The 26,546-nt window shown below is 47.5% G+C and carries 21 protein-coding genes and 2 riboswitches; of the genes, 1 reads left to right on the forward strand and 20 read right to left on the reverse strand.

Annotation, left to right across the window (positions count from 1 at the left end; translation table 11 throughout):
- Positions 1-13: 13 nt before the first annotated feature.
- From DC345_RS23130 to DC345_RS23150, 5 genes are all read right to left on the reverse strand, one after another.
- Entirely contained in the window at positions 14-748 is a 735-nt protein-coding gene (locus tag DC345_RS23130; RefSeq protein WP_113055148.1) for an ABC transporter permease, read from the reverse strand.
- A 1-nt stretch (position 749) separates the two neighbouring features.
- Positions 750-1,466, reverse strand: coding sequence for an ABC transporter permease (locus DC345_RS23135; RefSeq protein WP_113055151.1), 717 nt, complete (start codon positions 1,464-1,466; stop codon positions 750-752).
- Positions 1,463-2,377, reverse strand: coding sequence for an ABC transporter ATP-binding protein (locus DC345_RS23140; protein ID WP_113055320.1), 915 nt, complete (start codon positions 2,375-2,377; stop codon positions 1,463-1,465). Before DC345_RS23140 ends, DC345_RS23135 begins: the two co-directional genes overlap by 4 nt.
- Before the next feature lie 83 nt (positions 2,378-2,460).
- Positions 2,461-4,005, reverse strand: a complete 1,545-nt coding sequence (locus DC345_RS23145) for a HAMP domain-containing sensor histidine kinase (protein WP_181586704.1) — start codon at positions 4,003-4,005, stop codon at positions 2,461-2,463.
- Entirely contained in the window at positions 4,002-4,685 is a 684-nt protein-coding gene (locus tag DC345_RS23150; protein ID WP_099858628.1) for a response regulator transcription factor, read from the reverse strand. The genes DC345_RS23145 and DC345_RS23150 overlap by 4 nt, the downstream gene beginning before the upstream one ends.
- A 217-nt stretch (positions 4,686-4,902) precedes the next feature.
- On the opposite strand from DC345_RS23150, the gene DC345_RS23155 reads away from it, so the two are divergent.
- Complete coding sequence (locus tag DC345_RS23155; protein ID WP_113055153.1) at positions 4,903-6,657, forward strand: alpha-glycosidase; 1,755 nt, start codon at positions 4,903-4,905, stop codon at positions 6,655-6,657.
- A gap of 151 nt (positions 6,658-6,808) precedes the next feature.
- On the opposite strand, the gene DC345_RS23160 is transcribed toward DC345_RS23155, so the two are convergent.
- The 15 genes from DC345_RS23160 to DC345_RS23230 all read right to left on the reverse strand — a co-directional run bounded on the left by DC345_RS23160 (position 6,809) and on the right by DC345_RS23230 (position 26,445).
- On the reverse strand, positions 6,809-7,321 hold the full coding sequence (locus DC345_RS23160) for a PadR family transcriptional regulator (RefSeq protein ID WP_113055155.1): 513 nt from the start codon (positions 7,319-7,321) through the stop codon (positions 6,809-6,811).
- 122 nt (positions 7,322-7,443) lie between these two features.
- Positions 7,444-8,661, reverse strand: coding sequence for a YhgE/Pip domain-containing protein (locus DC345_RS23165; RefSeq protein ID WP_181586705.1), 1,218 nt, complete (start codon positions 8,659-8,661; stop codon positions 7,444-7,446).
- A 251-nt stretch (positions 8,662-8,912) separates the two neighbouring features.
- The gene (gene sdaAA / locus DC345_RS23170; RefSeq protein WP_113055159.1) at positions 8,913-9,857 is read right to left on the reverse strand and encodes an L-serine ammonia-lyase, iron-sulfur-dependent, subunit alpha; all 945 of its coding nucleotides are present in this window, start codon (positions 9,855-9,857) and stop codon (positions 8,913-8,915) included.
- Positions 9,847-10,536 carry an L-serine ammonia-lyase, iron-sulfur-dependent subunit beta gene (gene sdaAB, locus DC345_RS23175; RefSeq protein ID WP_024632230.1) on the reverse strand — a complete coding sequence of 230 codons (690 nt, stop codon included), beginning with the start codon at positions 10,534-10,536 and terminating at the stop codon, positions 9,847-9,849. The genes sdaAA and sdaAB overlap by 11 nt, the downstream gene beginning before the upstream one ends.
- A 111-nt stretch (positions 10,537-10,647) precedes the next feature.
- Positions 10,648-10,789: riboswitch (glycine riboswitch) on the reverse strand.
- A gap of 4 nt (positions 10,790-10,793) precedes the next feature.
- A riboswitch (glycine riboswitch) is annotated at positions 10,794-10,917 on the reverse strand.
- Positions 10,918-11,260: 343 nt separating this feature from the next.
- Positions 11,261-12,538 carry an MFS transporter gene (locus tag DC345_RS23180; protein WP_113055160.1) on the reverse strand — a complete coding sequence of 426 codons (1,278 nt, stop codon included), beginning with the start codon at positions 12,536-12,538 and terminating at the stop codon, positions 11,261-11,263.
- Positions 12,539-12,567: 29 nt separating this feature from the next.
- On the reverse strand, positions 12,568-13,665 hold the full coding sequence (locus tag DC345_RS23185) for a phosphotransferase enzyme family protein (RefSeq protein ID WP_113055162.1): 1,098 nt from the start codon (positions 13,663-13,665) through the stop codon (positions 12,568-12,570).
- Between the two features lie 227 nt (positions 13,666-13,892).
- Positions 13,893-14,648 carry a phosphate ABC transporter ATP-binding protein PstB gene (pstB, locus tag DC345_RS23190; RefSeq protein ID WP_113055163.1) on the reverse strand — a complete coding sequence of 252 codons (756 nt, stop codon included), beginning with the start codon at positions 14,646-14,648 and terminating at the stop codon, positions 13,893-13,895.
- Positions 14,649-14,660: 12 nt separating this feature from the next.
- Positions 14,661-15,548 (reverse strand): phosphate ABC transporter permease PstA, encoded by an 888-nt coding sequence (gene pstA, locus DC345_RS23195; RefSeq protein WP_024632234.1) that lies wholly within the window; start codon positions 15,546-15,548, stop codon positions 14,661-14,663.
- A 2-nt stretch (positions 15,549-15,550) separates the two neighbouring features.
- Entirely contained in the window at positions 15,551-16,459 is a 909-nt protein-coding gene (gene pstC, locus DC345_RS23200) for a phosphate ABC transporter permease subunit PstC (protein WP_099858708.1), read from the reverse strand.
- A gap of 139 nt (positions 16,460-16,598) precedes the next feature.
- Positions 16,599-17,522 (reverse strand): phosphate ABC transporter substrate-binding protein, encoded by a 924-nt coding sequence (locus tag DC345_RS23205; protein ID WP_113055165.1) that lies wholly within the window; start codon positions 17,520-17,522, stop codon positions 16,599-16,601.
- Between the two features lie 718 nt (positions 17,523-18,240).
- Positions 18,241-19,533 (reverse strand): arsenic transporter, encoded by a 1,293-nt coding sequence (locus DC345_RS23210; RefSeq protein WP_113055167.1) that lies wholly within the window; start codon positions 19,531-19,533, stop codon positions 18,241-18,243.
- A gap of 188 nt (positions 19,534-19,721) precedes the next feature.
- Positions 19,722-21,818 (reverse strand): methyl-accepting chemotaxis protein, encoded by a 2,097-nt coding sequence (locus tag DC345_RS23215; protein WP_113055168.1) that lies wholly within the window; start codon positions 21,816-21,818, stop codon positions 19,722-19,724.
- Positions 21,819-22,035: 217 nt separating this feature from the next.
- Positions 22,036-23,079 (reverse strand): EAL domain-containing protein, encoded by a 1,044-nt coding sequence (locus DC345_RS23220; protein WP_113055170.1) that lies wholly within the window; start codon positions 23,077-23,079, stop codon positions 22,036-22,038.
- Positions 23,080-23,291: 212 nt separating this feature from the next.
- On the reverse strand, positions 23,292-25,550 hold the full coding sequence (locus DC345_RS23225; protein ID WP_113055171.1) for a bifunctional 2',3'-cyclic-nucleotide 2'-phosphodiesterase/3'-nucleotidase: 2,259 nt from the start codon (positions 25,548-25,550) through the stop codon (positions 23,292-23,294).
- Between the two features lie 478 nt (positions 25,551-26,028).
- Positions 26,029-26,445 carry a pyridoxamine 5'-phosphate oxidase family protein gene (locus tag DC345_RS23230; RefSeq protein ID WP_113055173.1) on the reverse strand — a complete coding sequence of 139 codons (417 nt, stop codon included), beginning with the start codon at positions 26,443-26,445 and terminating at the stop codon, positions 26,029-26,031.
- Positions 26,446-26,546: the final 101 nt, after the last annotated feature.

Raw genomic sequence — 26,546 nt, forward strand, 5'->3', positions numbered from 1 at the left:
TTAATTGCGAAAATTAAATTTCTTTTTTTCTAAAATATAACACTCCGATTAAAATGAAGAGAACTGCACTACCCCCAACCACTGCCAGCATAGTCCCAAGCGGAACATTGTACGCTCCGAATCCTCCACCTTCAAGCGGTGTCATTAAAATCATTGGTTGCGCCCAAGGGTAATACGGGCCAAACGTAGCCGAGTTCACGATCAGAATGTTCGGTACGGTTAACGCAAAGTTCAATGCTAGTGGTGCTGCAAAGCTGCTCCATACCAAGGAAACGAACATTTGAAGAGCAGCGAGCGGCACACAAGCGAATAGCCCCAGCAGCAGCTTTCCTGTAAGGAATCCCCATGGGATAGGATCCGTCATGCCCTGGATCATACCTGCCAGCAGGATGGACCCGAGCAACAGCAATTGTGTACCTGCCAGAAGCAGAATCACGATGGTCAATTTGCCCGCATATACGCCCGTACGGGTGAGCGGCAGCACCAGCATTTGCTTCCAGCCTCCACCCGCATGCTCGAAACGACAGACGAAAGACGTAAATACGCCGGTCAGGATGGGCAGCAATAACAAACCGTGCAGAAAGACCATTGAGCCCATTAGCACACTCCATTGATCTGAAGGTGTGGATAATAGCCCAATCAGCAGCGCAATTAACGGACTCAGTAGAATCAGAAGCCAGACAGGTGATTTGCCCATTTTGAGTCGCTCAGAGGACAGGATTCGGAAATAGGTTGTTGCAAAACTCATCTTAGGCCACATCCTTCCGGCTAAAATGCATCATCCCCAGCAACATGATCAGGAGACCCGAACCTACGCCCAAACCGACGTACACAAATGGTTTTGGGCTGACCCAAGCCATCTGTGCCCATGCAAGCGGAAAGTATGGTGAGATACTGAGTGCGAACATGCCCATTACCGCGAGTACAATGCCGAGAGTGACCGGAAGAGCCTGATTTTTGCTTACCATCGTCAGCCATAGCTCCAGTGATAACACTGGAAGTGCTCCAGCCAGTGGCAGTAAGCCCAGCTTGATTGCATGTATCCAGGGAATCTCACCCGCGTTGAATCCAAGCACCAGTCCCAGACCAATAATGCCTGTTGTTAATAACAAACAGGAGATGATGAGCAGCATACAAGCGAGCAGGAACTTGGCCAGGTACACCGCAGGTCTTGGGATTGGCATCGCCAGCAATTGCTTCCATGATCCCTGCTCATGTTCAACATTTGCGATCATCGAACTGAGAATCGTCGCCCCCAGCATCAAGGCAAGTGGTACAAAAACAACCACATTGTCCAGCAAACCCTCCCACAAATGATCCCCATACTGTTCTTTCAGATAGCCCAAACGAAGCCCGAAGTTCAGAGCCTGCATTACTGTCAGTCCAATGGGTGCCAGAAAAACGAGAAACCAGATGCCTTTACCACGAATTTTGAGCCAGTCAGACGATAACGCACGGCCCGTCATATCGCCGCCCCCTCGCCGATAACCCGCATGAACAAGTCTTCCAGAGATTGACGGTGCTCTTCCACACGATAGACCGCATGGTCCTGCTCAACCAATCGACGGACCAGCAAGGCAATGGCGCTATTATCCATGTACGGGAACGTAAGTGCCGCTCCTTCACGTTGACCGAATTGTCCCTGCTCTCGTGCCAGCTTCATCGCTTCTTCCGGCTCGGAAACGGTCAGTCGAATGGAGCTGCCCGTCTGGCTATGCAGATTGGCGATTGTATCCTGAAGAACCATTTTCCCTTCACGGATAATGCCCACCCGGCTCGCCATCTGTTCCACTTCACTCAACAAATGGCTGGACACAAGTACGGTGATGCCATGCTCCAACGGCATACGTTTGATTAGCTCACGGATCTCCTGAATACCCGCCGGATCAAGCCCGTTCGTCGGCTCGTCCAAAATCAGCAGCTCCGGCTGGCCCAGCAGGGCACTCGCAATCCCCAGCCGCTGTTTCATGCCAAGCGAGTAACCTTTTACGGAACGTTTGGCATCCCGGGTCAGATCCACGATGGAAAGCACTTCGGCAATCCTCGATTTGGGGACATCCAATATCCGGCGCAAGGTTTCCAGATTCTCCACCGCGTTCAGATGTCCATAGTAGGACGGATATTCAACCAACGAACCTACACGTCGAAGAATGTCCATGCGATCCTTGCGGATATCCTTGTCGAAGATACGGATGACTCCTTTGGTCGGCTTGATTAAGCCAAGGAGCATACGAATGGTTGTTGTTTTACCAGCCCCGTTGGGACCAAGGAAGCCGTAGATGTCTCCTTTTTTAATATGCAGATCAAGTTCACGGACCGCCGCACGGTCCCGGTATGTTTTCCATAAGTTAGCGGTTTGAATAATGTTATCACTCACTGTTTGATCACCTCGGATATCATCGTAACCTTCCAAGGTTAAAGCTGAAGCCGCCTGAAGTTTAAGTTTAGTTTAAAAAAAGGTTAGGGCCTCGGTTTGCCAGCTTCCCCGCCGCTATAGAGAAACACCCGCAATCCATTCTCGGAGCTGTGCACCCTCTTCCGCAGTCCCATCTCACGAATCAGCAGATCCACGATGGATAACCCCAGACCCGTTCCTTTGGTATCCGAATCTTCCTGCAATCCTGGGCCCCTATCATGAATAACAAGAGCTGTCTCCCCATGGATCTGTTCTGTTGATATGCCAATATATTTTCCACTCACTGCATGACGGATGACATTCTGAAACAGGTTATCGAGAACACGACGTAATCCCTGCTCATCCACCTGCCAGATCAACGGTTCTTCCGGCAGATCGATATCGATCTCAAACTGCTCTTTCTCCCATACGGGATACCAGGCCGCTGCTGTTTCTCTAACGATTCGCAGGACGTCCTTCTGTTCCAGCTTCAATGTATATTTCCCGCTGGTGAGCAGGTTGTACGATAACATGTTATCGATCAGTCCGCTCAAATCATCCATCTTGGCTTCCATACGACGCAATGAAGTATCCGCGGCCATGCTTAGTGGTTCTTTGTGAAGGGAATGCATATGTCCGCGAATGACCGTCAGCGGTGTACGCAGATCATGTGACAATCCCGCAACTAGACGTTTGCGCAGCTGTTCCTCCTCCCGCTCCCGGTGGCGGCTGTCTGTTAACTGATGCACCATTTCATTAAACGATTCCTCCAGCTGTCCGATCTCGTCCGATCTGCGGATTTCGACAGGAAGTGGGATTCCTTCCTTGCCCGGAGTGATCATCGCCGTCTGGAGCCGGATAAGCCGCTTGCGAATTCGCGCAAAGAACAGGATAGACATGATGATAAATAAGAGGAAGATAATCATCATTAATCCACCCAAATACAAGAGTTCCATAGGCCAATTATTCTGCGGCTTTTGCAAAAGATACCTTGGAACCTCAATTACCATAAAGCCTTGTCCCTTGTCTTCGCTATCTCCGCCTACAAAAGAAACTACCGTCAGCGGATCACGATAGGACGCTTCCTTCATAAATTCCAGGGCAATGTTCGCATTCCATTTCGAGGGAATCTGAGTCTCTGTTGTCTGATGATCCAGCGTCCATTTCATTGTGGTCATTGTCATTCCATCCACGGTGAGTTCCGAGACAACAACGTCCTCTCCAGGGAGAATAAATACCGTTTTACCGTTTTGGTCCACACGGTACATCGAAGATTTGGGATATTTGTGGTGCAGCTGTGCCATACGCTGATTAATTTCGTCAGAGGTCGCCCCACCCAGCTTCTCGGATTCCCGCGTCCACAGGTTGCTGATTTTTGTGACATCCCCATAAGGTGCCGTATTCCCCGTATTCGTATTGTTCACCACCACCACATAGATGATGGATGTAATCGGGAGAACGACTGGCACAAACAAAACTGCCGCCAAGATCAGGAGAATATACCGGGACATCAAGGTACGTCCAAAACGCATTTTCCGTTTACCCAAAAAGCTTCGTTTCACTCCTCTGTCTCTATTGGATGGATCGGGCATCATCGCCTTTTTGCTCATGGCTTCTTCACACGATACCCGACACCACGAACGGTTTGAATGATGGTCGGGTTCGCCGGGTCACGCTCCAGCTTCTCGCGCAGATGCCGAATATGTACCATTAATGTCTTATCACCGTCCAGGTAAGGCTCGTTCCAAACGGCTTCGTAGATCTGTTCCTTGGTTCGAATCATGCCCATATGCCTGAGCAGATAGGCGAAGATATGAAACTGTTTGCCTGATAAAATAATCTCTTCCCCCGTCTCCTCATTCACAATCCGGTGATCCTTCTCATAGATGGACAAGTGGTCCAGTTTCACCACCGTATCAGCTGAGATTGCAGTACCTGCCTTCCGAAGCTGGACTTCAATCCGTGCGGCGAGTTCATCGGGATGGAATGGCTTGGTTACATAATCATCGGCAAAATCAAGCCCGTGCAGCTTGTCGTCAATGGACGTTCTGGCCGAAAGCATAACAATGGGCACTTCAGGATGTTCCTTTTTGAGTCGTTGTCCTACCGTAAATCCATCCAGTCCCGGCAGCATGACATCCAGAATAACCAACGAACAGCCCCCGGCAGCTTCAGCCGCACCTTCACCACTTCCCAGCCATACCACTTCATATCCGCGCTCCTCCAAGTCGGCCCTAACCCATGTAGCAATTTCCGTATCGTCTTCAATGTATAACAGTTTCGTTTTCATGCCCGCATCCGTTTCCTTTCTCCACCCTTTGGGTTAATTATATATTTGAAACATAATGAAGTATCTTACTTATATAAAATGTACGAATGGTGATCTCGCGATCATTGATGTCCTTTTATTTTAAATTATACCTTAATTATCCGCTTCGCATGATTCTGCATCGAATGCTGCGACTTGCTCACATAATACATGTGTATACGACGGGAGGAAATTCAACATGCTGCTGGAAGCCATCTTTCATCAACCGAAACGGAACTGGGCCTATGCCTACGATAAGGATACCATTCGTCTGCGTCTGCGTGCCAAAAAGAATGATCTCACCGAGGTACATGCCCTGACTGGGGACAAATACGCCTGGGATCGTACCAAAGAACTGGTTCCTTTAACCAAATATACATCCGATTCCATGTTTGATTATTATGAGGGGCAAGTAAAGCCTCCGTATCACCGTCTGAAGTACTCCTTCCTGCTAAAAAGTGGCACAGAACAGATCTGGATGACCGAAACGGATTTCCAAACGCATGAACCAAACGATCCTGGTCACATGTTCCAGTTCCCGTATATCCACCCCGGAGCTGTATTTACACCGCCTGCATGGGTGAAGGATGCGATTTTCTATCAGATCTTCCCTGAACGATTCGCCAATGGCAACCCTGACCTTGATCCAGAACATGTGGAAGCGTGGGGTGGTGAGCCGACCCCATTTAACTTTTTCGGTGGTGATCTCCAGGGCGTCATCGACCATCTGGATTACCTTGAAGAGTTGGGCATCAACGCCATTTATTTTACACCGATCTTCGAGGCAACAACCAATCACAAATACGATACCGAAGATTATCTGCGAGTAGATCGGCATTTTGGTGATGCAGATACAGCCAAACGGCTTGTTGAGCTGTGCCATGCGCGCGGAATCCGGGTGCTATTGGATGCGGTGTTCAATCATTCCGGGAAGACGTTTGCGCCGTTTGTGGATGTACAAAAAAACGGGGAGAAGTCCAAATACAAGGACTGGTTCCATGTACATGAATTTCCGCTGGACGTGAAGGATGGCATTCCTACGTATGAAACCTTCGGATTCGAAGCCCACATGCCGAAGCTGAATACGGAAAATCCTGAGGTGAAGGCATATTTGCTGGAGGTGGCCGAATACTGGATCAAGGAAGTGGGTACCGACGGCTGGCGGCTGGATGTCGCGGATGAAGTGGATAATGCGTTCTGGCGTGACTTCCGCCGTGTGGTCAAGGCTGCGAATCCGGATGCCTATATCTTGGGTGAGGTATGGAATGAGTCCTCCTCCTGGCTGCAAGGCGATCAGTTCGATGCCTCGATGAACTATCCATTTACGGAAGCCGTGAATCGTTTTTTTGTAAAAGATATCATGCACGCCGAACAGTTCGCGAACTCGATCGGTCGACAGCTGTCCCGCTATGCGCTGCAAGCCAGCGAAGTGGCGTTTAATCTGTTGGACAGCCACGATACACCACGATTGCTCACCTTATGTGAGGGCGACCAGCGGAAGATGAAACTGGCCGCGCTGTTCCAATTCACTTATATGGGCACTCCGTGCATTTATTATGGAGACGAGATTGGGCTGGACGGGGATCATGATCCCGGTTGTCGGAAATGTATGGAGTGGGACGAGACGAAGCAGGACCGCGAGCTGTTCACCTTTTATCAGAAGCTAATCGCACTTCGCCATGCCCACCCTGCCCTGCGTGCAGAAGGCAGCATTCGCTTCCTGCAGGCCCGCGAAGGCGGAAGCCAGCTTGTGATGGAACGACAGGATGAGAAAGAGCGCATTCTGATCCTGTTCAATCGTTCGGAAGAAACAGCTATTGTCGAGCTGGAGGCAGGCGCCGGAGAATGGACGGAGTTATTTGGCGAGAATTATCGCACAGCCAAGGAAGAGGGAATCTTGGCCGTTGAGCTGCCCGCATATGGATATGCTGTACTAAGTACAGATATCGCGTAGCTTCTTAATTTTGTTATACCCTTGCAATTCCAACGTACTGAAGGCAATGCCGAATAAGCGCTCACAGACCTGTTATTGATCTGTAAAGCGCTTTTCTGCGTTATGGATGGATCGTCAATTGATTTGAGACATGGATGGATACTATTGAAAACTATTGTGGCGAGGCTAACTGCTCCTTGAGCAATCGGATGGTAGCTTCGTATTGCACAAGCCCCACTTGCATACATAAACGCTGTGCAGGTGAGATCTGTTCGCCAAATTGCTTCATCTGGCGCTGCAGCTCAGCATACAGCAATTCTTTACGATTCAACTCTGACCGTACCCAGCCTGTGACAGTATCTTCATCCGCCAGCTCTCCGAAATACAGACGCATCAGAAAATCAGAACGGAACACCTCGGCTTCCAGGGGACTCATCAAGTAGGTATTGAACTCCGCAGACCCTTCCGCTGTTAAGGTATACACATTTTTGTCAGGTTTCCCTTCTTGTCTAACGGATTCCTTGGTTAACAACCCTGACTTTTCCATCTTGGCAAGTGTAGGATATATGGTGCCAAAGCTGGCATCGAAGAAAAATGAAAAATATTGTTCAAAGTACTGCTTAATCTCATATCCGGAACATGGCTGATTGTGCAGTATTCCGAGGATGACCTGCTGCGTGTTCATCGGTGTACCGCTCCTTTCCAATTCCTCTTAACGTATCACATCCTCCCTTATACGTTCAACATCATAAGCCGCTCACGGATTGGTTTATCTGGTTAAACGGGGGTGTATCATTATCATCCATGTTATCCACGATCAGGTGATGGCAGGTTCCCAGTCAGAGCGACAGGTGTCGGTGCAGACTTGGACTCCAAAGGAATGCCGGATTGTGCAGGACCTGAACCTTTGATCCACGTGCATATCACTCCCAGAACCAACGTCGCCGCTCCAATCACCACCAGAAGCATAACATCACGACTAATCCCGTTGCCGCCAAGCACCAGATTCATCATCCCCTCCACCGCGTAGGTTGCCGGCAGATAATGTCCGATCTGTTGATAGAAATCAGGCATGACATCGCGAGGAATGGTTGCGCCTGATGACAACATCAGCAGAGGCAACAAGGCACTATTTAACCATGCCCCAGCATTTCCAAGCAGCAGCAAGCTCAATTGCGCCACGAATAGAAAAGATAAAGTAATCAACAACTGAAATAACCATAACATCCACCATCCGTCTGCTGATGATACACCCATCACATGCATCATTCCTGCTCCAACGAGCGATACGATAAATGCAGCACCAACATTGATGATATTTCGTGCCCAGAAACGTTCCCATTTCCCTGCCCTGCTACTGAGTTCACCAGAAACCTTTTGCAGATTCATGCCAAGCAGCATTGCACCTGTAAACGTAGCCGTCACAATCAACATCGGTACCATGGAAAAAGCAAAATTATGAACTGGATTCAGCCGTTCCACTTCTGCCTCCACCCGGGAAGATAACCCCGCTGCCATAACATTCGCCTGATCGTCAGCCATACCTGATTGATTCAGCACTCCCCGAATGCTGTTTTGCTGTACTTCACGGTTCAACGTCGCTGTAACTTGTGCGGATACGGTCTGCATCACACTTTTTACGGTAGCTACATTGGATTCATTCATCACATACTTCACCGCCACCGGGCTCGACAAGTCTCCCGCCTGCTGCATGAAACCGGATGGAATCTCGATAATCATGTATACATCCCGGTCCGTCAACATCCGCCTTGCTTCTTCCATAGTTGCCGAGGGTTTGATCGCGAAATTAAGGCCCTCTGCAAGAGACTTTGCCACAGGCTCCGCCGCAGCCCCATCTTCATTTACGATAGTTACTGCAAGCTGATTCATCCGTGCATTTACCTGATCATATCCACTAAGCCAAATGGTATTAAAAAAAACCTGGAACAGTACGGCTGTAATTAACCCGACCACTGTAGCTCCATTTTTCAAAAACAGAATACTCGTTTGAAAAACACTTTTCATATTATCCATCTCCTTAAGTTGTATAACTTATTCTCGGTCATATATATCGTATTGATATATAACAATAAGTAATATATCAACACGATATATAAACGTCAATACCTTTTTATTTTTCTTTGTTGGAACAACAAAAAGCCGATACGCTTCTTCACCAAGAAGAATTCATATCGGCTTTCATATCATGAGAGAGCAGATCATTACCGTTAATGATTCAGGCTCCACGAGTTAAATTCAGTTCATTTTGATGGGTATTATGCCTTGGCTTCTGGTTTATTTTCAGCAGGAGTCTCAGCTTCAGCCTCAGGCTCAGCACGCTTCGCCTTTGGTTTGGCAAGCTTCTCCATCATTTTCCGTCCTGTCGGCGTTTGAGCAAGCCCACCTTGGGCCGTTTCACGGTGCCTGCTTGGCATCGCACTGCCCACTTCCAGCATGACATCAATGACTTCGTCAGACGGAATGGCACTACGCACCCCGGCAAGCGCCATATCGGCCGCAGCCAAAGCGGTTACCGCACCCAGTCCGTTACGGACGATGCACGGAATTTCCACGAGGCCTGCGACCGGATCGCAGATAAGGCCTAATGTATTTTTTAACGCGAGACCAACCGCATGAACCACTTGCTCCGGCGTCCCTCCACGCAGCTCCACCATGGCTCCAGCGGCCATACCGATAGCAGAACCCACTTCAGCCTGACAGCCACCCTCTGCACCGGAGATAAATGAATTGTTGGCAATGACATAACCGATCGCTCCCGCGCAGAACAGACCGTTCACCAGGTGCTCGTCACTCCAGCCAAAACGCTCCTGGGAGCTGATAAATACACCCGGAATGATGCCGCAGGAACCGGCTGTCGGTGTCGCAACGATCCGACCCATGGAGGCATTCACTTCCGATACACAAAGGGCATACGCCATGGCCAGTGCAGAGGCATCTCCAGAACAAGTCTCACCTTTACGAATGTACTCAGCCATTTTTTTGCCATCTCCACCAGTCAAGCCGCTGCGTGATGTCGTATCTTCTGTCAGCCCTTTGTGTACAGCTTCCTTCATCACCTGGTAGTAATCCGACATCTGCCGCACAACATCCGCTTCCGGGATATTCGTCTCCTGAACCTGCTCTTCGATCATCAGCTGGGCAATGGTCTTGGACTCTGCTGTACAGATGGTATTCAGTTCATGTAGATGTTTAAACCGCATCAGGCTCGACCCCTCTCTTCAAATCAATCACGCGAATGTCCAGCATATGATCCAGCGACCGCAGGCGGTTCAACATCTCAGGATTCGGCACACCATCCATCTCCATCGCTGTCAGTGCTTCACCATCCCGGGCTTTCCGATCCACTTGCATGTACCCGATGTTCACCCCGGACGAACTGATGGTGGAGGTTACCGAAGCGAGCACCCCTGCTTTGTCCGAATGTCGCAGTACAAGTGTGGGGAACTCTCCGCTGATCTGTACACGAAAATCATTCAATGCATGCACGGAAACACTGCCCCCGCCGATGGAAGCACCAATTAATGAGCATTCACGGTCTCCGTGCCACAGCTCAATCTTAACCGTATTGGGATGAGGAGCAGGCAGGCCGCTTGTGAAAAACTCTACCTCCATACCCGCTTCCTCTGCATATTGTTCTGCATCCGGTATACGTGGATCATCAGTCACATAATCAAGCAGGCCACCAATCAACGCAAGATCCGTACCATGCCCCTGATACGTATCAGCAAACGAGCCGTATAGAGTTAATCGGGCGCGTTCAGGCGTGCATCCCAGCCACTGACGGGCAATTCGCCCCAATCTTGCCGCTCCAGCCGTATGTGAACTTGATGGACCTGTCATGGACGGACCAATAATTGAAAAAACGTCTTTAAAACGCATCGCAAACCCTCCATTTATAATCGTCATTTTCATCCAGACGTACACCCATAATGTTCCTTTATTACTGAATGATGACATGAGAAAAGGACAGAAGAAGGCCCTAGGCCCTCTCTCTGTCCTCGATACCTGAGAGTTTCATGATAAGCAGCGCGGCGGATCGATGCATTCCTGTATTCACAGGTGATGTCACCCTGCACACCGTGCTGCTTGACCATATACCCCTTGGGTGGCGCAGTTCGCGCACTCTCCAGAGTTGCGTCCAACGATGGTACATTTACCTGAGAGATTAACCGCTGCGCCGGGTGCGTAGCAGCTTGCTCCTTCGGTGCCCGACAGCTGCCATTTTACTCGACAAGCTCAGGTCTCTCCCGCTCGCTATCATTCGCTGTATGGAACCATTCTGATCTTGTACCAGAACGATAATTGAAGTTTTTAATACTTTCTCATTAAGATTAATCGACCGGAAGATCAGTGTCAACAAACTTAACGATTTCTTAGCGAATATTTGCTTATTCCCATTTTATACACAAGATAAACGAATAAACTGTAAACTTTCATCACATGAATGTGTTAATGCGTTTCATCTCGAAAGCGTATACATTTTTCATTTTCTATTAGCCAATATCTGTGTTTAATACTATTTATGTTATGTTCCACTGAACGGTTCGGGTATTCAGGCAACCTTTATTCTGTACTAGAACTGTATTTGCCGTATTCCTGCCTTTCACCCCACCATTGCCTTGGGCTTCGCCGGTTCATCGTAATATCTGCTTCGGGAAGGAAACATGCTCGTCACCCACAAGCCCAACGCTGCCAGCACCATAACCCCGGATACAACCGTATATACCATACGAAGCGACAACCGCTCTGCCACTACGCCTGCAATCAAAATGGAAGCCACCTGTAGCACACTTAACACCAGTCCAAGTACACTGCTCATTCGCCCCATCAGATCGACAGGGATATTATTTTGATAAAAAGTAACCAGGCCCGTATTCGCCAGTGCCGAGCACAGACCGAGCAGAATAAAGGCAACCGCCGCCAGTTCAAACGAGAATGAACGGGCAAACAGGAAATAACCTAGCGCAACCAGAAGTACACCGCCACCCATCATGTGACGGATCGGCAAATGTTTGGCGAACAGCCAAACCAGCATGGAGCCTGCCAAATAACCGATGCCGGTGATACTCATTAATGCTCCGTACTGCGCTTCAGGCAGGTTCATCACCTGACGGATAAATACCACTTCCTGGGCATCCAGCGACATGCCGACGACCAGAATAATCTGGAACAGCGCATATATACCGACCACGTAGCCCGACTTCTGGCTGAAGCTCAGTACAGCTCTCCAATCCTGGGCAATCATCCGAGGTGTCAGTCTGCTTCCCGTCCCTATATTCTGTTCTCCAATGCCCAGTTTGGGAAGAAACATTAGAATCAACGCAGAAGCAGCAAAGGAAATCGCATTGGCATAAATGGCTGCCGCCGGAGATAGATAAATCAGCATCACTCCTGCAACTGCTGGGCCGGTAATAAATGCCCCTGAGCTGATCAGGGCTTGTAGGGAATTGAAGCGCTTGCGCCGTTCAGCAGGTACCAACCGGGTAATGTATACCTGAGAGGAAGGGACAAATATAGATGAAGACATGCTGATCAAAAACATCACTGCATACATCATCCATAGGCTGGACATCAGTGGGAGCGCCGCCACCAACAATGCCCGTAGCATATCAGCACCAATCATCAGCTGTCGCTGATCATAACGATCAATCAGGCTGCCTGACCAAAACTTAGTGCACACCGAAGCAATCGGCGAGATAATCCACAACCCTGCGACTGCCGCTGGAGACTGTGTCATATTCAATACCATCAGGTTAATCGCCACAATATATATGAAATCACCCAGATTGGATATGCCCACTCCGCTAAGTAGCAATCCGGCATGCTTCCAGCCACCAGACTGCCCCTTCGATGCAACTCTCTTTGCACGAATGTTCTTCATAGCGCTACCCACCCACTAGAAATCACAAATTATAACTCATAGAAAATACTCTCGTTCTGTACATATGGTTTGCAAAATTTACTGCATATAAGAGGCATTCGCTCTTTCATCCATTCGTACCTGGACTCATTCTCCATCTGGAATGCAAAATAGCCGAACGTAAAGATCAGCATGAATCCTTCCATTAAACGAATATCACGCTTCGTTAGTGGTCCTGTCTTCTCACTATAACCCGATAGGAAGACATCCCGTTCCTCCCGATTGAAAATAAGAGCCGCACCTCCGGCATCAAATAGATAGTAGCCATAACCGTATAAACAAAAATCAATCATGGATATCCCCTGTTCCGTCACTAACAGATTGCCGCGGGTGATGTCCCCGTGAATCACTCCCCATGTCTCGGCATTGTGCGGATACGTTTCGAGTTGACCGTTAATGTTCTCAAACGTCTTGCGAATCAAATCGAAATCTTCAGGAGTAAAGATGCCACGTCTAACGCCTTCCTCCAATTGTTCCAGCATGACCAGATTCTCTTTGATCGAGCCATAGGCTGGTCTTACTTCTGTATGCTCCAAGGCAGGGCTGTCGCTATCGGTATACATCTCTGCGATGATCGCCTTATCAGCATGCTGATCACGGTCATTCATCTGCTGTCCGCTTTCAGACTTCAGTGAACCCACCTGTGGCTCAGGAGCTCCCGTTGGTCGTCGTCCATATTGGTGCAACGTCTGCAACTGTACGCCCAAATCATGAATCTGCGCTGTTGTCAGACGTTCTCCCTGCTTGATATCCCTGCCCTCAATCCACTCCAAAACGGTACAACAGATCTCTTCCCCTGTTTCGTCCAACCAGACGGTGACCCACTCATCCGCTTTATTGCGTATAGGTTTCTGCACTCGCAACGGGCTGGTAGCCCGTAATTCATGAAGTAGGCTCATCTCCGCTTCAAGTGCAGGTCGTGTATGCTGAATGCCCGTCATGCTTGCAAAAGCGGCTTTATGTATACGCAATAGGTACTTCTGTCCGGTTGAATCATCAACCACCTGATACGTTAAGTTTTCATTATGTCGGATAAAGGAAACCGAGGGCTTTTCAATGGTATAATGCGAGACAATTTCAGTTGCCATGGCGTCATGGGAAATTTTATGGGTAGTTATGAGTCACATCTCCTTCTTTTATCAGATGAAAGGTAGTGTTTACAAATATCGTAGCATGATTGTTTTTATTTTGGCAAACTATTCCATATATCTGATGATGTAAAAAAGCATAACCCCCGAACGACCTCGCCCGAGTGTTATGCTTCCTTCTATCTCTATAAATCTATCTCGATCTCATACTCCATCCAATATAACCGTTAACCGAACCGTCCCATAATATATTCTTGAGTCAGACGATTGTCCGGATTGGTGAAAATATGCTCCGTATCTCCGTGCTCAACCATGCTTCCCAGATAAAAATAAGCCGTATAATCCGAGATGCGTGCCGCTTGCTGCATATTATGGGTAACAATTACGATCCGAAGCTCCTTCTTGAGCTCCGAGATCAACTCCTCCACCTTACCCGTTGATACCGGGTCAAGCGCAGATGCCGGCTCATCGAGCAGCAAAATCTGCGGATCAACCGACAACGCGCGGGCGATACAGAGCCGCTGCTGTTGTCCACCCGAAAGGGCCAGGGCAGACTCGTTCAGTCTGTCCTTCACTTCGTCCCAGAGCGCAGCACGGCGCAAGCTTTTTTCCACAATTTCATCCAGTGCCTTCTTGTTCTTGATACCGCGGTAGCGGGGGCCAAACGCGATATTATTATAAATGGATTTGTGGAAAGGATTGGGCTTCTGCCATACCATACCAATCTTCTGGCGAAGCTTGATTACATCCGTGCCCGGCTCGTTCAGATCATTACCATCCATCCAGATATGTCCCTCGGTGCGGGAACCGGCAATTTCGTCATTCATCCGGTTGAGCGACCGCAGGAACGTGGATTTACCACAGCCGGATGGTCCAATGAGTGCCGTTACACTGGCTTCGGGAAACGTCAGGCTGATCTGTTTAACTGCCTGAAAATGCCCATAATATATGCTTAACTGTTCCGTACCAAAAGGTATGGCCATGTTGGTTCCTCCTTATTTCGAAGCTGTCATACGGCGGTAAACCACCCGACCGATCCAGCGTGCACTCAGATTGAACGCTAGTACGAGAAGTACAAGCACGGCTGAAGCGCCAGCTGCTACTTCTTTGGAATCCGGGCCAATGCCTTCACTGTTTACTTTCCAGATGTGCACGGCCAGCGTCTCTGCCGGACGCAATGGATTGATTGGAGATCTTGGACTCGTTGGATTCCAGTCCGTGAAGTCCAACGGTGGACTACTCATACCCGCTGTGAACATCAGGGCTGCTGCTTCACCGAAGATCCGGCCCGATGCCAGGATCGTACCCGTGATTAAGCTTGGCAATGCCACAGGCAGCAGAATGGAGGTGATAATTTTCCATTTGGACAATCCGAGTGCAAGACCCGCTTCCTTCTGCTCTTTCGGAACGGCCCGGAACGCTTGCTCTGTTGTCCGCACCATAAGTGGAAGATTGAATATAGCCAAGGCCATGGCACCCGATAATAAGGAGAATCCAAGACCAAATGTATTAACAATTAACAAGAGTCCGAACAAACCAATAACGATAGACGGGAACGAGGATAACACTTCGACAACGAGTCGAATAAAACTTGTGATCCGGCCCGGCTTGGCGTACTCAGCCATATAAATACCGCCGCCCCATCCGAGCGGAATCGTAATAATCAATGTCAGGACAAGCAGGAATATCGAGTTGAATAATTGCGGTCCAATCCCGCCTCCACCTTTGAGCAACTGTGGTGCACTGGTCAGGAAGTGCCAGTTAATCTGTCCGATTCCACGTACCAGAATGAAGCCAAGCAAACCGAGCAAGAGAACAACAATGAACAGCGCCAGAACAACGATAATGGATGTGGCAACTTTATCTACCGTTTTAGCCTTCATTTTCATACCCGGTTCCTCCTTTCAAGCAGGCGAACCAGAATGACAAAGACAAAGGTCATCACCAGCAGGACAAGCGCCATACTCCACAGTGCATTATTATGAACAGATCCCATCGTGGTGTTACCCATACTCAGGGTGATTACACTCGTTAACGTTGAAGCCGATTCGAGCAGTGATGTCGGTACATGCGGTGCATTCCCGATAACCATCTGTACGGCAAGAGCTTCACCAAATGCGCGAGCCATACCCAGTACGATCCCTGTCAGTAAAGCTGGAAGAACCGTCGGGATAATGACACGGTAGATCGTTTGCCAGCGGGTTGCACCCAGTGCGTAGGATGATTCACGCAGACCTTTCGGCAGTGCAGACAGTGCATCTGCCATAATGCTTGTTACGGTAGGCAAAATCATAACAGACAGAACCAAACATCCGGCTGCAATCCCGACGCCGGCTCCGCCAAACATGCTGCGCAATAAAGGAACGATCACACTGAGACCGATAAACCCGTACACTACGGAAGGAATACCGGACAGCAACTCAATCGCAGGTTGCAATATCTTTTTACCTTTACCTGGTACAATCTCGGTCATGAAGAGCGCTGCACACAAGCTAAGCGGACTTGCAATCAGAGCTGCAAGCAAAGTTGTTATGAATGAACCGGTAATGAACGGCAACGCTCCGTAGGCAGCGGGTTCCCCCGTTGGATTCCACGTTTTTCCGGATAAAAATTCGCGTAAACTTACGCCATTCTGGAAAAAGGTCGACAAGCCTTTGGACGCTACAAAATAAACGATGGAAAACATGACAACGATCAGGAAAACGACACAAATCGACGTATAGATCCGTCCCGTCCACTCTTCCCAATAATGCTTCTCTCTCAAGGGCCGGCGTGGTTTCAACTTGTTGTTCATTACCGTTCCCCCTTCGGTCTGTTCCATAACAACCATCCTTCTATAGTAGAATTCATAAATATGGGATTATTCCAGAGCAAACCGCGCAAAGAGGCAGGACCTGGGTCCGCCTCTCTCGCTGTATGCGCAAGTTCAAAGATTATTGAGTCACAGTGCCTGCTGCGTCACGTTTTACTTTCATGCCGGATACCGGGATGTAACCAAGCTCCGTCACGTCGTTTTGTTGAATTTCATCACTCAGGATGTAGTCGAGGAATGCTTGTGTTGCTGCATCCGGATCACCTTTAGTGTACATGTGCTCGTAAGCCCATACCGGATAAGTTCCTGCTTCTACGTTCTCAACTGTTGCTTCTACACCTTCGTATTTCAAAACTTGCAGGCTGTCATCCAGGTAGGATAGAGCCAGGTAACCAATTGCGCCCGGTGTTTCAGCTACGAGCTTTTTAACTGTACCAGAGGAATCTTCCTGAATAGAACCTTGGATATCTTCTACTTTTGTTCCCAGAGCAAAGTTCTCGAATGTTGCACGAGTACCGGAGCTGCTAGGACGGTTTACGATAACGATCGCTTGATCTGCACCGCCAACATCTTTCCAGTTTGTGATTTTACCAGAGAAAATGTCGATCAGTTGTTGCTTCGTCAAATCTTGTACACCTGCATCTTTGTTGCTTACTGGAGCGATGGCTACAACAGCCACTTGGTGATCTTTCAGTTCGCTTACTTTTGCTGCATCATCGATTTTCTCTTCTGCAAATACGTCAGAGTTACCGATTGTAGCTTGTCCGTCGGATACTTGTGTCAAACCAGTACCACTACCGCCGCCTTGCACTTGTACTGTTACGTTCTTATATTCATCAACTGCCATAAATTTTTGTCCAGCTTGCTCTACCAGAGGTTGCAGTGCTGTTGAACCAACAGCCAGAATGTTACCGCTAAGTTCAGTAGCAGTTTCTCCTGTGGAATTGTTGCTTCCCTCTGTACCAGCGTCATTTTTCGATCCGCATGCTGCGAGTACCAGTACGAATGTTAAGGTCATCAAAATGAACGGCAACTTTTTAAACATGTTTTGTTTTCCTCCCCCAATTTAGTGACGGTGATTTGCTTTTATTTTTGTTCACCATCAACTCTTTATTCATTGTAGTTTCGTTATGTCATCTCAAAATCAATGTTTTGTAAACGCAATGTTAAAAATGTTGGGCTGTGAATTGAAATAAATTTGAGAAAAATTGCGCTGAAGTGGCCGCTCCGGAAACGGACGCGTTGTTTCAATCCGTATTGTGTCCAAATTTTAATCACATAATGAATAAGTCGCTAATACTTTAGAGTGGCCGTTCCGGTTACGGATCGTTCTTCCGATCGCTGTTGTCTCCATTTTTTTTGATTTGATATGTATAATGTTAAAACTCGGAGACAAAGGCGAACACTTCGCTTCTTCAGAATCGATTCCTTCCCCTCCACTACATTCGGTGTTTTAAAATTCATAAACAATTCTTAAACAGAATACGCTTCGACTTTACACAAGCGTTCCGTTCCCTGCGCTGTGTCAACGCTGGTTATGTCCCAGGCATTTTAATCCTCAGCCTGGGGAAGGTAAAAAAAGAAGGCCAGCACTATGGATGCTGGCCTTTGTGTACATGCTTAATGTAGAAAGAGAATTTGTTTCTTCTATAGAAGAAATAAAAAAACTGCCTCATCGCTGGTATGTAGCACCAGCGTGTAAGAGCAGCTTTTTACAATAAGTTGGATCATACGATAATTGTTAATGTACAAATACGATTTTACTAACCCAGAATCCATAGCCATAACGCTAATCCGGCCAAGGTAATTAATAGTGTGGGAATGGTTAAGATTATGCCTGCCTTGAAATAATATCCCCAAGTAATTTTTACACCTTTGCGGGACAGCACATGCAGCCACAGTAATGTGGCAAGCGAACCAATTGGCGTCATTTTGGGACCCAGATCGGAACCAATCACATTCGCGTAGATCAGCGCCTCACGCACAATACCTTCGGTGTGTGCACCCTGAATCGCGAGTGCGTTAATTAACACGGTGGGCAGATTGTTCATTACTGATGACAATATCGCTGCGATCATGCCCATTCCCACTGAGGCGGCCAACAGACCATGGTCTGCGATAGTTTCAAGCCAGCGGCTCAAGTGATCGGTTAAACCGGCATTACGCAGTCCATACACCACGATGTACATGCCCACCGAGAACACGACAATGGACCATGGGGCTTCCTTGATCACGCGTTTCAAGTCCACTGCTTCGCTCTTTCTTGCCAATATGGCGAACAAAAGAGCTACGGCACCAACGATAACCGATACGGGAATTGGCAAAAACTCACTGGAAGCATAGGCCACGAGCAGCAGCACCAGCATGAACCAGGCGATGCGAAACATCCGCGGATCACGAATAGCTTCCCTTGGATCACGTGCTGCAGAGATATCATAGCGAAGCGGGATACTTTTGCGATAAAACAAGAACAACATCCCTGTACTCGCCACGATGGAAAAGAGATTGGGTACGATCATCCGCACCGCATACTCCACAAATGTAATACCAAAATAATCCGCAGATACGATATTTACCAGGTTGCTTACGACCAGCGGCAACGATGTTGTATCGGCGATAAATCCACTAGCCATGACAAAGGCAAGCACCATGCGCTCATCGAACTTCAATGCACGTACCATCGCGAGCACAATTGGGGTAAGAATGAGCGCTGCACCATCATTGGCGAAGAGCGCCGACACCGCCGCCCCGAGCAAAATGGAATAGATAAACAGCCTGCGCCCATTTCCTCCTGCCAACCTCGCCATATGAAGGGCAGCCCATTCGAAGAAACCTGTCTCATCGAGTATTAATGAAATCATAATAATGCCGACAAAAGCGAGCGTTGCATTCCATACAATGGATGCCACATCAGAAGCATCGTTCAGACTGACGACACCACACATCAATGCTAGCAAGGCCCCGCCCATGGCGGACCAACCAATGCCTAATCCGCGTGGTTGCCAGATAACCAATGTGATGGTCAGTACAAAAATCAGAATTGCTACATATGTCATAAAGCCTCCTGCGCCGATATATTCATCATGTTTTGAGGCATGATATGAGAATGGTTTGCCAGATATGATTACACCGCAATTCTTGCGGATAAACCAGACGCTATAGTTATACATGGCTGCAGGAGAATTGTCTATCTTTATTTCTTTCTAATTCTATAGGAACTGCGGTAAAAAATATGACCTAATGATTAGGATTTATCCCCATCCTTCGGCGTGTCCCCTACCATTTTGAACATACCCAACAATCCTTGTAATTGCTCCGCCATACTGTTCAGATGTGCTGAAGAAGAAGCGATCTCCTCCACAGATGCCAGCTGTTCCTGAGAAGAGGCTGAGACGGATTCCGTATTTGCGGCAGATTCTTGGGTCACAATTGAAATATCGTTCATTGCTTTGGCAACATGGGAAGCACCACTCTCCAGCTGTTTCGTTGTTTCGGACAAATCGTCCAGCGTATGAACAGCATCCTCTACAGCCTCCCGAATTTGTGCAAAGGATTGTCCAGAGGTATTTACAGCCTGAATCCCATCTCCAACCCGAGTCTGGGCTGCATTCATAGCGTTCAGGGCCGCATCCATATCCTGACGGATATTATGAACGAGTTCACCGATCTGCGCAGCCGAGCTTCCCGATTCCTCAGCAAGCTTCCGCACCTCTCCCGCTACGACGGCGAATCCACGGCCAGCATCTCCCGCTCTTGCCGCTTCAATGGAGGCGTTCAGAGCAAGCAGATTGGTCTGTTTTGAGATCGTGGCAATCACATCTACCATGCTGCCAATCTCAACGGACCGTGCATTCAGTGACTGAACCACCGTTGCCAGCTGTTCTACCGTTTCCTGAATGCTATTCATCTGCTCTACCGCCTGACCAGCAGCCTCATTGCCTGAATATGCTGCACCGGATGTATGCCGCATGTTTGTTGTAATGGATTGCACACGCTCAGACATCATACGAACATCTTCCGCCATTTGGCTCATTTGCCCTGATCCATCCGTCACACTCTTCACTTGCTGTTCGGCACCCTCGGCAAGCTCCTGAATCGCCATCGTTGAATGCTCAATGGCCTTGGTTGTTTGATCCGCACTTGCAGACAATTCCTGTGAGGAAGCAGAGACCTGCTCTGCCGTTTCCTGCACACCCAGAATCATCATGCGCAGATTATCGACCATCCGTTCGAAGTACTTCGCCAGGTCGCCTACCTCATCTTTGCGTCCTGTTTCCATTTTCACCGTCAGGTCGCCTTTACTTACGGCTCTAGCGGATTCCTGTAGACGTTTGATCGGACGCAGCATTGAACGTGTAAACCAGATAATAAATATCAACGTTAAGAAGGTTGCTGCCAGAATGACCAACAGGGTTGCCATCCGAATGTCTTTACTTGCATTGGATACTTCACTTCTAAACAAAGTGCCGCCAATCTTCCATCCGGTTTCCTCGTTAGTAGAGAAGATCATGGTTTTGGGATCGTCATGATAGATATAGCTAAATTCGCCTTCTTTGCTCTCGAACATTGGATCAAGCGTTGTTGTTTGTTCTTGTGTGCCGACTTCCACGACTGGGGATACGACATAATTTTTGTCTGCATCCAAGATGACGACATACCCTTCCTTGCCAACCTTAATAGATGCCTGCTTTTGCAACTCTGTTAGATCCATGGACAAACCAATGACACCCGATTGATCCTCAAGCGTTTTGGAGACAAAGACAACAGCAATGCCGTCTGTATTCTTGGAAACAGGTGAAACTACTGGAGTACCTGGCTTCTCCATCGCGAGCTTGTACCATTCTCGTTCCCGAGGATCATAAGCGGACCCTTGTGAGCTTCCCGCAGATTCCTTGCCACGAACCATGACTCCCTCTTTGGTCCCCACAAAGATATTTATAGCATCCGGATGTAGCCCAAGATACTCTTTCAATTTCGTCTCAAGCTCAGGGCTTTCATCCTGTCCTTTAATCATGTCAGTCACAATCAAACTGGCAAAATAATTGATATCATGGATCTTCGCATCCACATGTGTTCCAATAATTGAATTCGTTGTGTCTACACTTTGTTTCGCACTATCCATCAGCTGGTCTTCCACCGTATCATCAGCGATAATTAGCGTAACGATCCCAATGGTTAGACTCGGTAAGAGTAGAACAGCCAGGAAGGATACCAATAATTTGTTCCTTATGCTCCAAACGAAGCCTTTTTTCTTTCTGTTTTTCTTTTTCGGTTTATTATCTTTTGGTTTGGCTGGCTCGGTTGCTGCCTTTTCTTGCTCATTCCCCCGAATGTTACCCATCTTGCTTCTCCCCCTCTAAATTTAAATCTACCTTTTTATGTAAGACCCCTCCGACCCGATTAAATAAGGTGCCATATAGACAACAATTTATTCAAAGGCCTACCCTATATATCGGCTGAATAAGCTTATTTATTTGAATGAAAAGTTTTCATGGCATGTCAAACAAGCCACTCCGATCAAGCGAAGTGACTTGTGGTACGACTATATTTTATTGCATTCACGCAGAGGTTTTTCCGTAGGGACCTTGTGGCGGATAGGCGGTTGGCTTACCAAAATAATACCCTTGTGCCAAATCAATACCCACGGATCGACAGAATTCAAATTCCTCGATCCGCTCAATGCCCTCAGCAAGTACCCGCCCGCTAAAACGACGCGACATCTCAACAATATCAATAATTTGCTGCTGTTTGTTCAAATCATGATCACAATGATCAATGAGACTCCGATCTATTTTGACAAAATCCGGCTTCAGCCGATTCATTACTTCAATCGTTGAGAATCCGGCCCCCACGTCATCCAAGGCAACTGACATTCCATGAGAACGATACACCTCAAAAATATGCTGCAAGATGGACATATGCTGAATCTGTTCCGTTTCCACCACTTCAAACACAAAATCCTTAGGGTCTAGCGAAAGGCGTTCAATCGTCTCAAATGTGTGTGTCAGACAATATTCGGGGTTATAGATGGAGGAAGGCAGGAAATTCACAAAACGTTTGACACCATGCGGTAAAAGAACGGCACTCGTCTCAATGGCAGCAATACGCGCTGTCCGATCTAGAAAAGAATGCAATCCGGTATCCCGTGCAACTTCAAATAATTCATACGCACTGAAGGGTCTACCCTGTTCAGCAGGACGAAGTAAAAATTCAAATCCGATAATCTGCTCCGATGCATCTACGATTGGCTGCATATGACTGCTAAATTGATGCTCCAGGATAATGGAAACCAGATCCGCATGTTTGAGTCGAGCTTCCTGCATGGAGAGACTAATCCAACTATCCGCATTTACCTGCCCATACAGTGGAGTGACCTGTACCGTTACCTTATCCGGCAGGGTCGCTTCAATGTTCAGAATATCCTCTATACATTGCTGTGCAGATTCAAGGTTCAAAAAATGCATCCAGATGAGTTCATCCGAATGTTCGACATGTCTTCCCTGCATCTGCAGTGCTTCCAGCAAAGCGGGGGAGATGGGACGCATATACAGGGTACCTTGATCCTCTATAGGATGAATTGGACTGCAGCCACTGCAATTCATGTAGAACCCCCTTGCCAGTTTGTGATTCTATCTCATTAATGTTTACTGGTATATACCCAAAGTTTGTAAATATTATAGCATGGGTATTGAAATTTATCTCTACTGTTTTGATGACTTTAATGATAACGGTTCCGGCATACGTTCGCATTGTCATAGCATAAAAAAGACCGACAGTCTGCTGACTGTCGGTCTTCATTTACCGCTAATTAATCTTAAGACGCGGGAATTACGATTTTCTGTCCAACTTTAAGATTGTGCACATTTTTAATTTTATTTACGGAAACCAGCTTGCGCCAGTCCACACCATATTTCAAGCCGATGCGGTAGAGGTTATCTCCTTTTTTCACTACATGTACCACTTTGCCCCCTGCTGGTTTCTCAGGTTGTGGCTTGGTTGTAGGTTTAGTTGGAGTTGGGTCTGGCTTCGTAGGCGTTGGAGCAGGCTCCGTACCTGTTTCTGGAGTCGTTGTTGCTTCTCCTGTCAATTTCAAGCCATACTCAGCAAAGCCGTCTTTGTTTGTCCCAATAAAGGACATCGCCGGGTTCGCTTCAACCAATGCTTTGGCATCCGGGGAAGACGCGAACACAACTTCAAGATCGTTGAGTGCAGCTGCCGTTACACCTGCAGAAGGCTTAATTGGTGCAAGCGACCAGTTACCATCAGCTGTCGGGTTAATCGTTTTGTTCTCACGGATGTAATCAATGATAACTTGACGGTTCTCATCCGGTGCAGCCAAGACGATGCGTTTACCGTCCGGGTTAGCCAGTTTGGATGAAGAAGCACGATAGTTATTCGTTGCCACGATGAATTTTTGAGCTGGATCAACCGGTTTACCATTGAAACTCAGGTCTTTAATCCGGTTAGCTGAAGCATTTACGATCGTAGCTTTGCCATCATATTTCGCTGGTTGAGTTACATCAATTTGGTACGTGACACCATCGATAACGTCGAAGTTATACGTTGGGAAGTCCATATTGACCAATTGTTGTTGTCCACCTTTTGCCGGATCGATCTGGTTAAATTGGCCAGCAGACCATTCCAACCATTCTTTCAGCTCAGCGCCATTAACCAACACGGCATGTACCGTATTTGGATACACGTACAAGTCAGCTACGTTTTTGATCGCAATGGTGCCTTTAGGGATATTCGTATAATACGAAGCTCCTGAACGTCCGCCTGCTTTGAACGGAGCGCCTGCAGACAATACAGGAATATCTTCATATTCTGTTCCTTGCATATGTTTTTCAACATACCATTTCTGTGCATTTGTTACGATCTGAATGGATGGATCATCCTGAACAAGTGCAAAGAAACTGTTGATTGGAGCCGTCGTTTCGCCGACTGGGCCACGCACATACTCAAGCGTACCTTCATGTTCGTCATGAACAGCATCAACGATCTCTTGATCAGCATCTACCAGAGCCTTTTTGTTAGCTGTGTCATAGATAGGGCGTGCCTCTACTTTGGAGTCTGCCACTTTCCATTTTCCGTCTACCAGTTCCAGATCCAAATCGATAATTCCAAGGTGGTCACCCCAGAAGCCTGGCTCTACAGCAGGAACACCATTGATTGTACCTTTTTCAAGGTCTACACCTTTTTTACCGGCAAAATCAGCGCTCGGGAATACTTTATGGGCATGTCCAAACAGGATGGCATTAATGCCTTCAACCTGGCTCAGGTACAATACCGAGTTTTCCATCAGATCCGTTTGAGGAATATCTTCAAAACCGGAGTGAGGAATAGCTACAATAATGTCGGCACCTTCAGCCTTCATTTTAGGAACGAATTTCTTCGCAGTAGCGATAATGTCTTTGGCAATGACTTTGCCTTCCAGATTAGCACTGTCCCACTGCATAACTTGTGGCGGTACAAATCCGATGACACCCACCTTGATGGTGTGCTCTTTGCCACTCTCATCAGTAACTTTTTTGTCTAAAATTTTATATGGGGTAAAGTAGTTCTTGTCATTCGTCTCATCGTCGTCACCGTCATCTACATATACGTTGGCATTGATGTAAGGGAAGTTCGCACCTTCCAGTGTCATGTCAAGGAAATCCAAACCATAGTTAAACTCATGGTTACCGATGTTTCCTGCATCATAATCGAGCAGGTTCATCGCTTTATATACAGGGTGAGTTTCGCCCTTTTTGAGTGGATCAATCTTCGCTACATAATCCCCGAGTGGGTTACCCTGGATCAGGTCACCATTGTCGAACAGCAAGCTGTTCTTCGCTTCGTCACGGGCTTTTTTGATCAGCGTAGCTGTCTTCGCCAGACCATACTGGTCTGTCTCTTTGTCGGAATAGTAGTCATAGTTAATCAGGTTGTCGTGAATGTCCGTTGTTTCCATGATCCGCAATTTAACCTTGGTAGCGTCCGCAGCCGATACAGGTACCGGAAATACCGCAAGCACGTTTAATGCAACCAAAGCGGCAGTCAGGCTTGATAATACTTTTTTACTCTTTCTCAAAATAACCCCTCCCGGTTATGTACATTGAATCATGCATTAGTGAGCAAACGAATAAGCGCAGAAATGCGAAAGATCTCATGGGTTGTGCGTACTGATATTCCGATCGTATGGTTCAGAATCTCAGGTTAGTTTATCTCACATGAACATCTATTCATATCTGTGCGTATCGTTTACATTCCAAATCATAACGCAATGTTCAACCATTGAAAAGCATTATTTTTTACGTTATCCGCACATACATGGCCCAGTTTACAATAACATGCGTGATTTCGACATCTTTTGCATGTTTTTGGATGAAAATAGTTTACTCACGCTGTTAAAAACGTATATTACATGTGGCTTACATCTATATCCATATTAGCTGAATCGACCCATATCAAAAAACCGTGACGCCTTCTGGCGTTCACGGTTGGCTATATCTTTTCCAAATCGTTGGCATGGCCTCCCACTCAGAAAAGGTGATTTTCAATATGCGAAATTACTGCTCCCACACCTGATGCTCATGATCTTTGCCGATGTATTCAATCCGATTTGGGGTAATGTCCAGAATGACATAATTGGGATCGTTTGGGCCGTCAAACCATGCTTTTAGTTCATCATTCCATACCTGTTCGCGCAAACCTTCATTTTTCGTCACTTCGCATGTTCCTTCAATCTCGACCACTTCCTTGGAGCCACCCGCTTCATAACCTAGCAAAAGGCTGACATTCGGATTATTCTCCAGCTCCTCTACCTTGTGCGTACGGCGGTTTGTCGCCAGATGAATGTTCATTCCATCGTTGAAAAGCGCCATGTAGCGTGATTTCGGTTTACCGTTCTCCACTGTGGAGAAACTGCAAAAAGGGTTGTTTTCCAATGCTTTTACAATGTTTTGTTCCAATTCAGTCTGGTTCATGGGAAATGCTCCTTTCGATTTAGGGGATATTTGAAGAGCCTTGTAGGCGGCCGTTACGGGTACGGATCGTTCTTTCGATCGCTGTTATCCCCAGATTTTTT

The sequence above is a fragment of the Paenibacillus taichungensis genome (assembly GCF_003287275.1).
Lineage (GTDB): Bacteria > Bacillota > Bacilli > Paenibacillales > Paenibacillaceae > Paenibacillus > Paenibacillus taichungensis_A.

Bases quoted from the DNA above. Each gene is read 5' to 3' on its own strand.
- DC345_RS23150 (WP_099858628.1), bottom strand. From the start codon at position 4,685: ATGAAAACGAAACTGTTATACATTGAAGACGATACGGAAATTGCTACA.
- DC345_RS23230 (WP_113055173.1), bottom strand. From the start codon at position 26,445: ATGAACCAGACTGAATTGGAACAAAACATTGTAAAAGCATTGGAAAAC.
- DC345_RS23155 (WP_113055153.1), top strand. From the start codon at position 4,903: ATGCTGCTGGAAGCCATCTTTCATCAACCGAAACGGAACTGGGCCTAT.
- DC345_RS23130 (WP_113055148.1), bottom strand. From the start codon at position 748: ATGAGTTTTGCAACAACCTATTTCCGAATCCTGTCCTCTGAGCGACTC.
- pstA (WP_024632234.1), bottom strand. From the start codon at position 15,548: ATGAAGGCTAAAACGGTAGATAAAGTTGCCACATCCATTATCGTTGTT.
- DC345_RS23180 (WP_113055160.1), bottom strand. From the start codon at position 12,538: ATGAAGAACATTCGTGCAAAGAGAGTTGCATCGAAGGGGCAGTCTGGT.
- DC345_RS23165 (WP_181586705.1), bottom strand. From the start codon at position 8,661: ATGAAAAGTGTTTTTCAAACGAGTATTCTGTTTTTGAAAAATGGAGCT.
- DC345_RS23185 (WP_113055162.1), bottom strand. From the start codon at position 13,665: ATGGCAACTGAAATTGTCTCGCATTATACCATTGAAAAGCCCTCGGTT.
- pstB (WP_113055163.1), bottom strand. From the start codon at position 14,648: ATGGCCATACCTTTTGGTACGGAACAGTTAAGCATATATTATGGGCAT.
- DC345_RS23145 (WP_181586704.1), bottom strand. From the start codon at position 4,005: ATGAGCAAAAAGGCGATGATGCCCGATCCATCCAATAGAGACAGAGGA.
- DC345_RS23215 (WP_113055168.1), bottom strand. From the start codon at position 21,818: ATGGGTAACATTCGGGGGAATGAGCAAGAAAAGGCAGCAACCGAGCCA.
- DC345_RS23210 (WP_113055167.1), bottom strand. From the start codon at position 19,533: ATGACATATGTAGCAATTCTGATTTTTGTACTGACCATCACATTGGTT.
- sdaAA (WP_113055159.1), bottom strand. From the start codon at position 9,857: ATGCGGTTTAAACATCTACATGAACTGAATACCATCTGTACAGCAGAG.
- DC345_RS23220 (WP_113055170.1), bottom strand. From the start codon at position 23,079: ATGAATTGCAGTGGCTGCAGTCCAATTCATCCTATAGAGGATCAAGGT.
- pstC (WP_099858708.1), bottom strand. From the start codon at position 16,459: ATGAACAACAAGTTGAAACCACGCCGGCCCTTGAGAGAGAAGCATTAT.
- DC345_RS23205 (WP_113055165.1), bottom strand. From the start codon at position 17,522: ATGTTTAAAAAGTTGCCGTTCATTTTGATGACCTTAACATTCGTACTG.
- DC345_RS23160 (WP_113055155.1), bottom strand. From the start codon at position 7,321: ATGAACACGCAGCAGGTCATCCTCGGAATACTGCACAATCAGCCATGT.
- DC345_RS23135 (WP_113055151.1), bottom strand. From the start codon at position 1,466: ATGACGGGCCGTGCGTTATCGTCTGACTGGCTCAAAATTCGTGGTAAA.
- sdaAB (WP_024632230.1), bottom strand. From the start codon at position 10,536: ATGCGTTTTAAAGACGTTTTTTCAATTATTGGTCCGTCCATGACAGGT.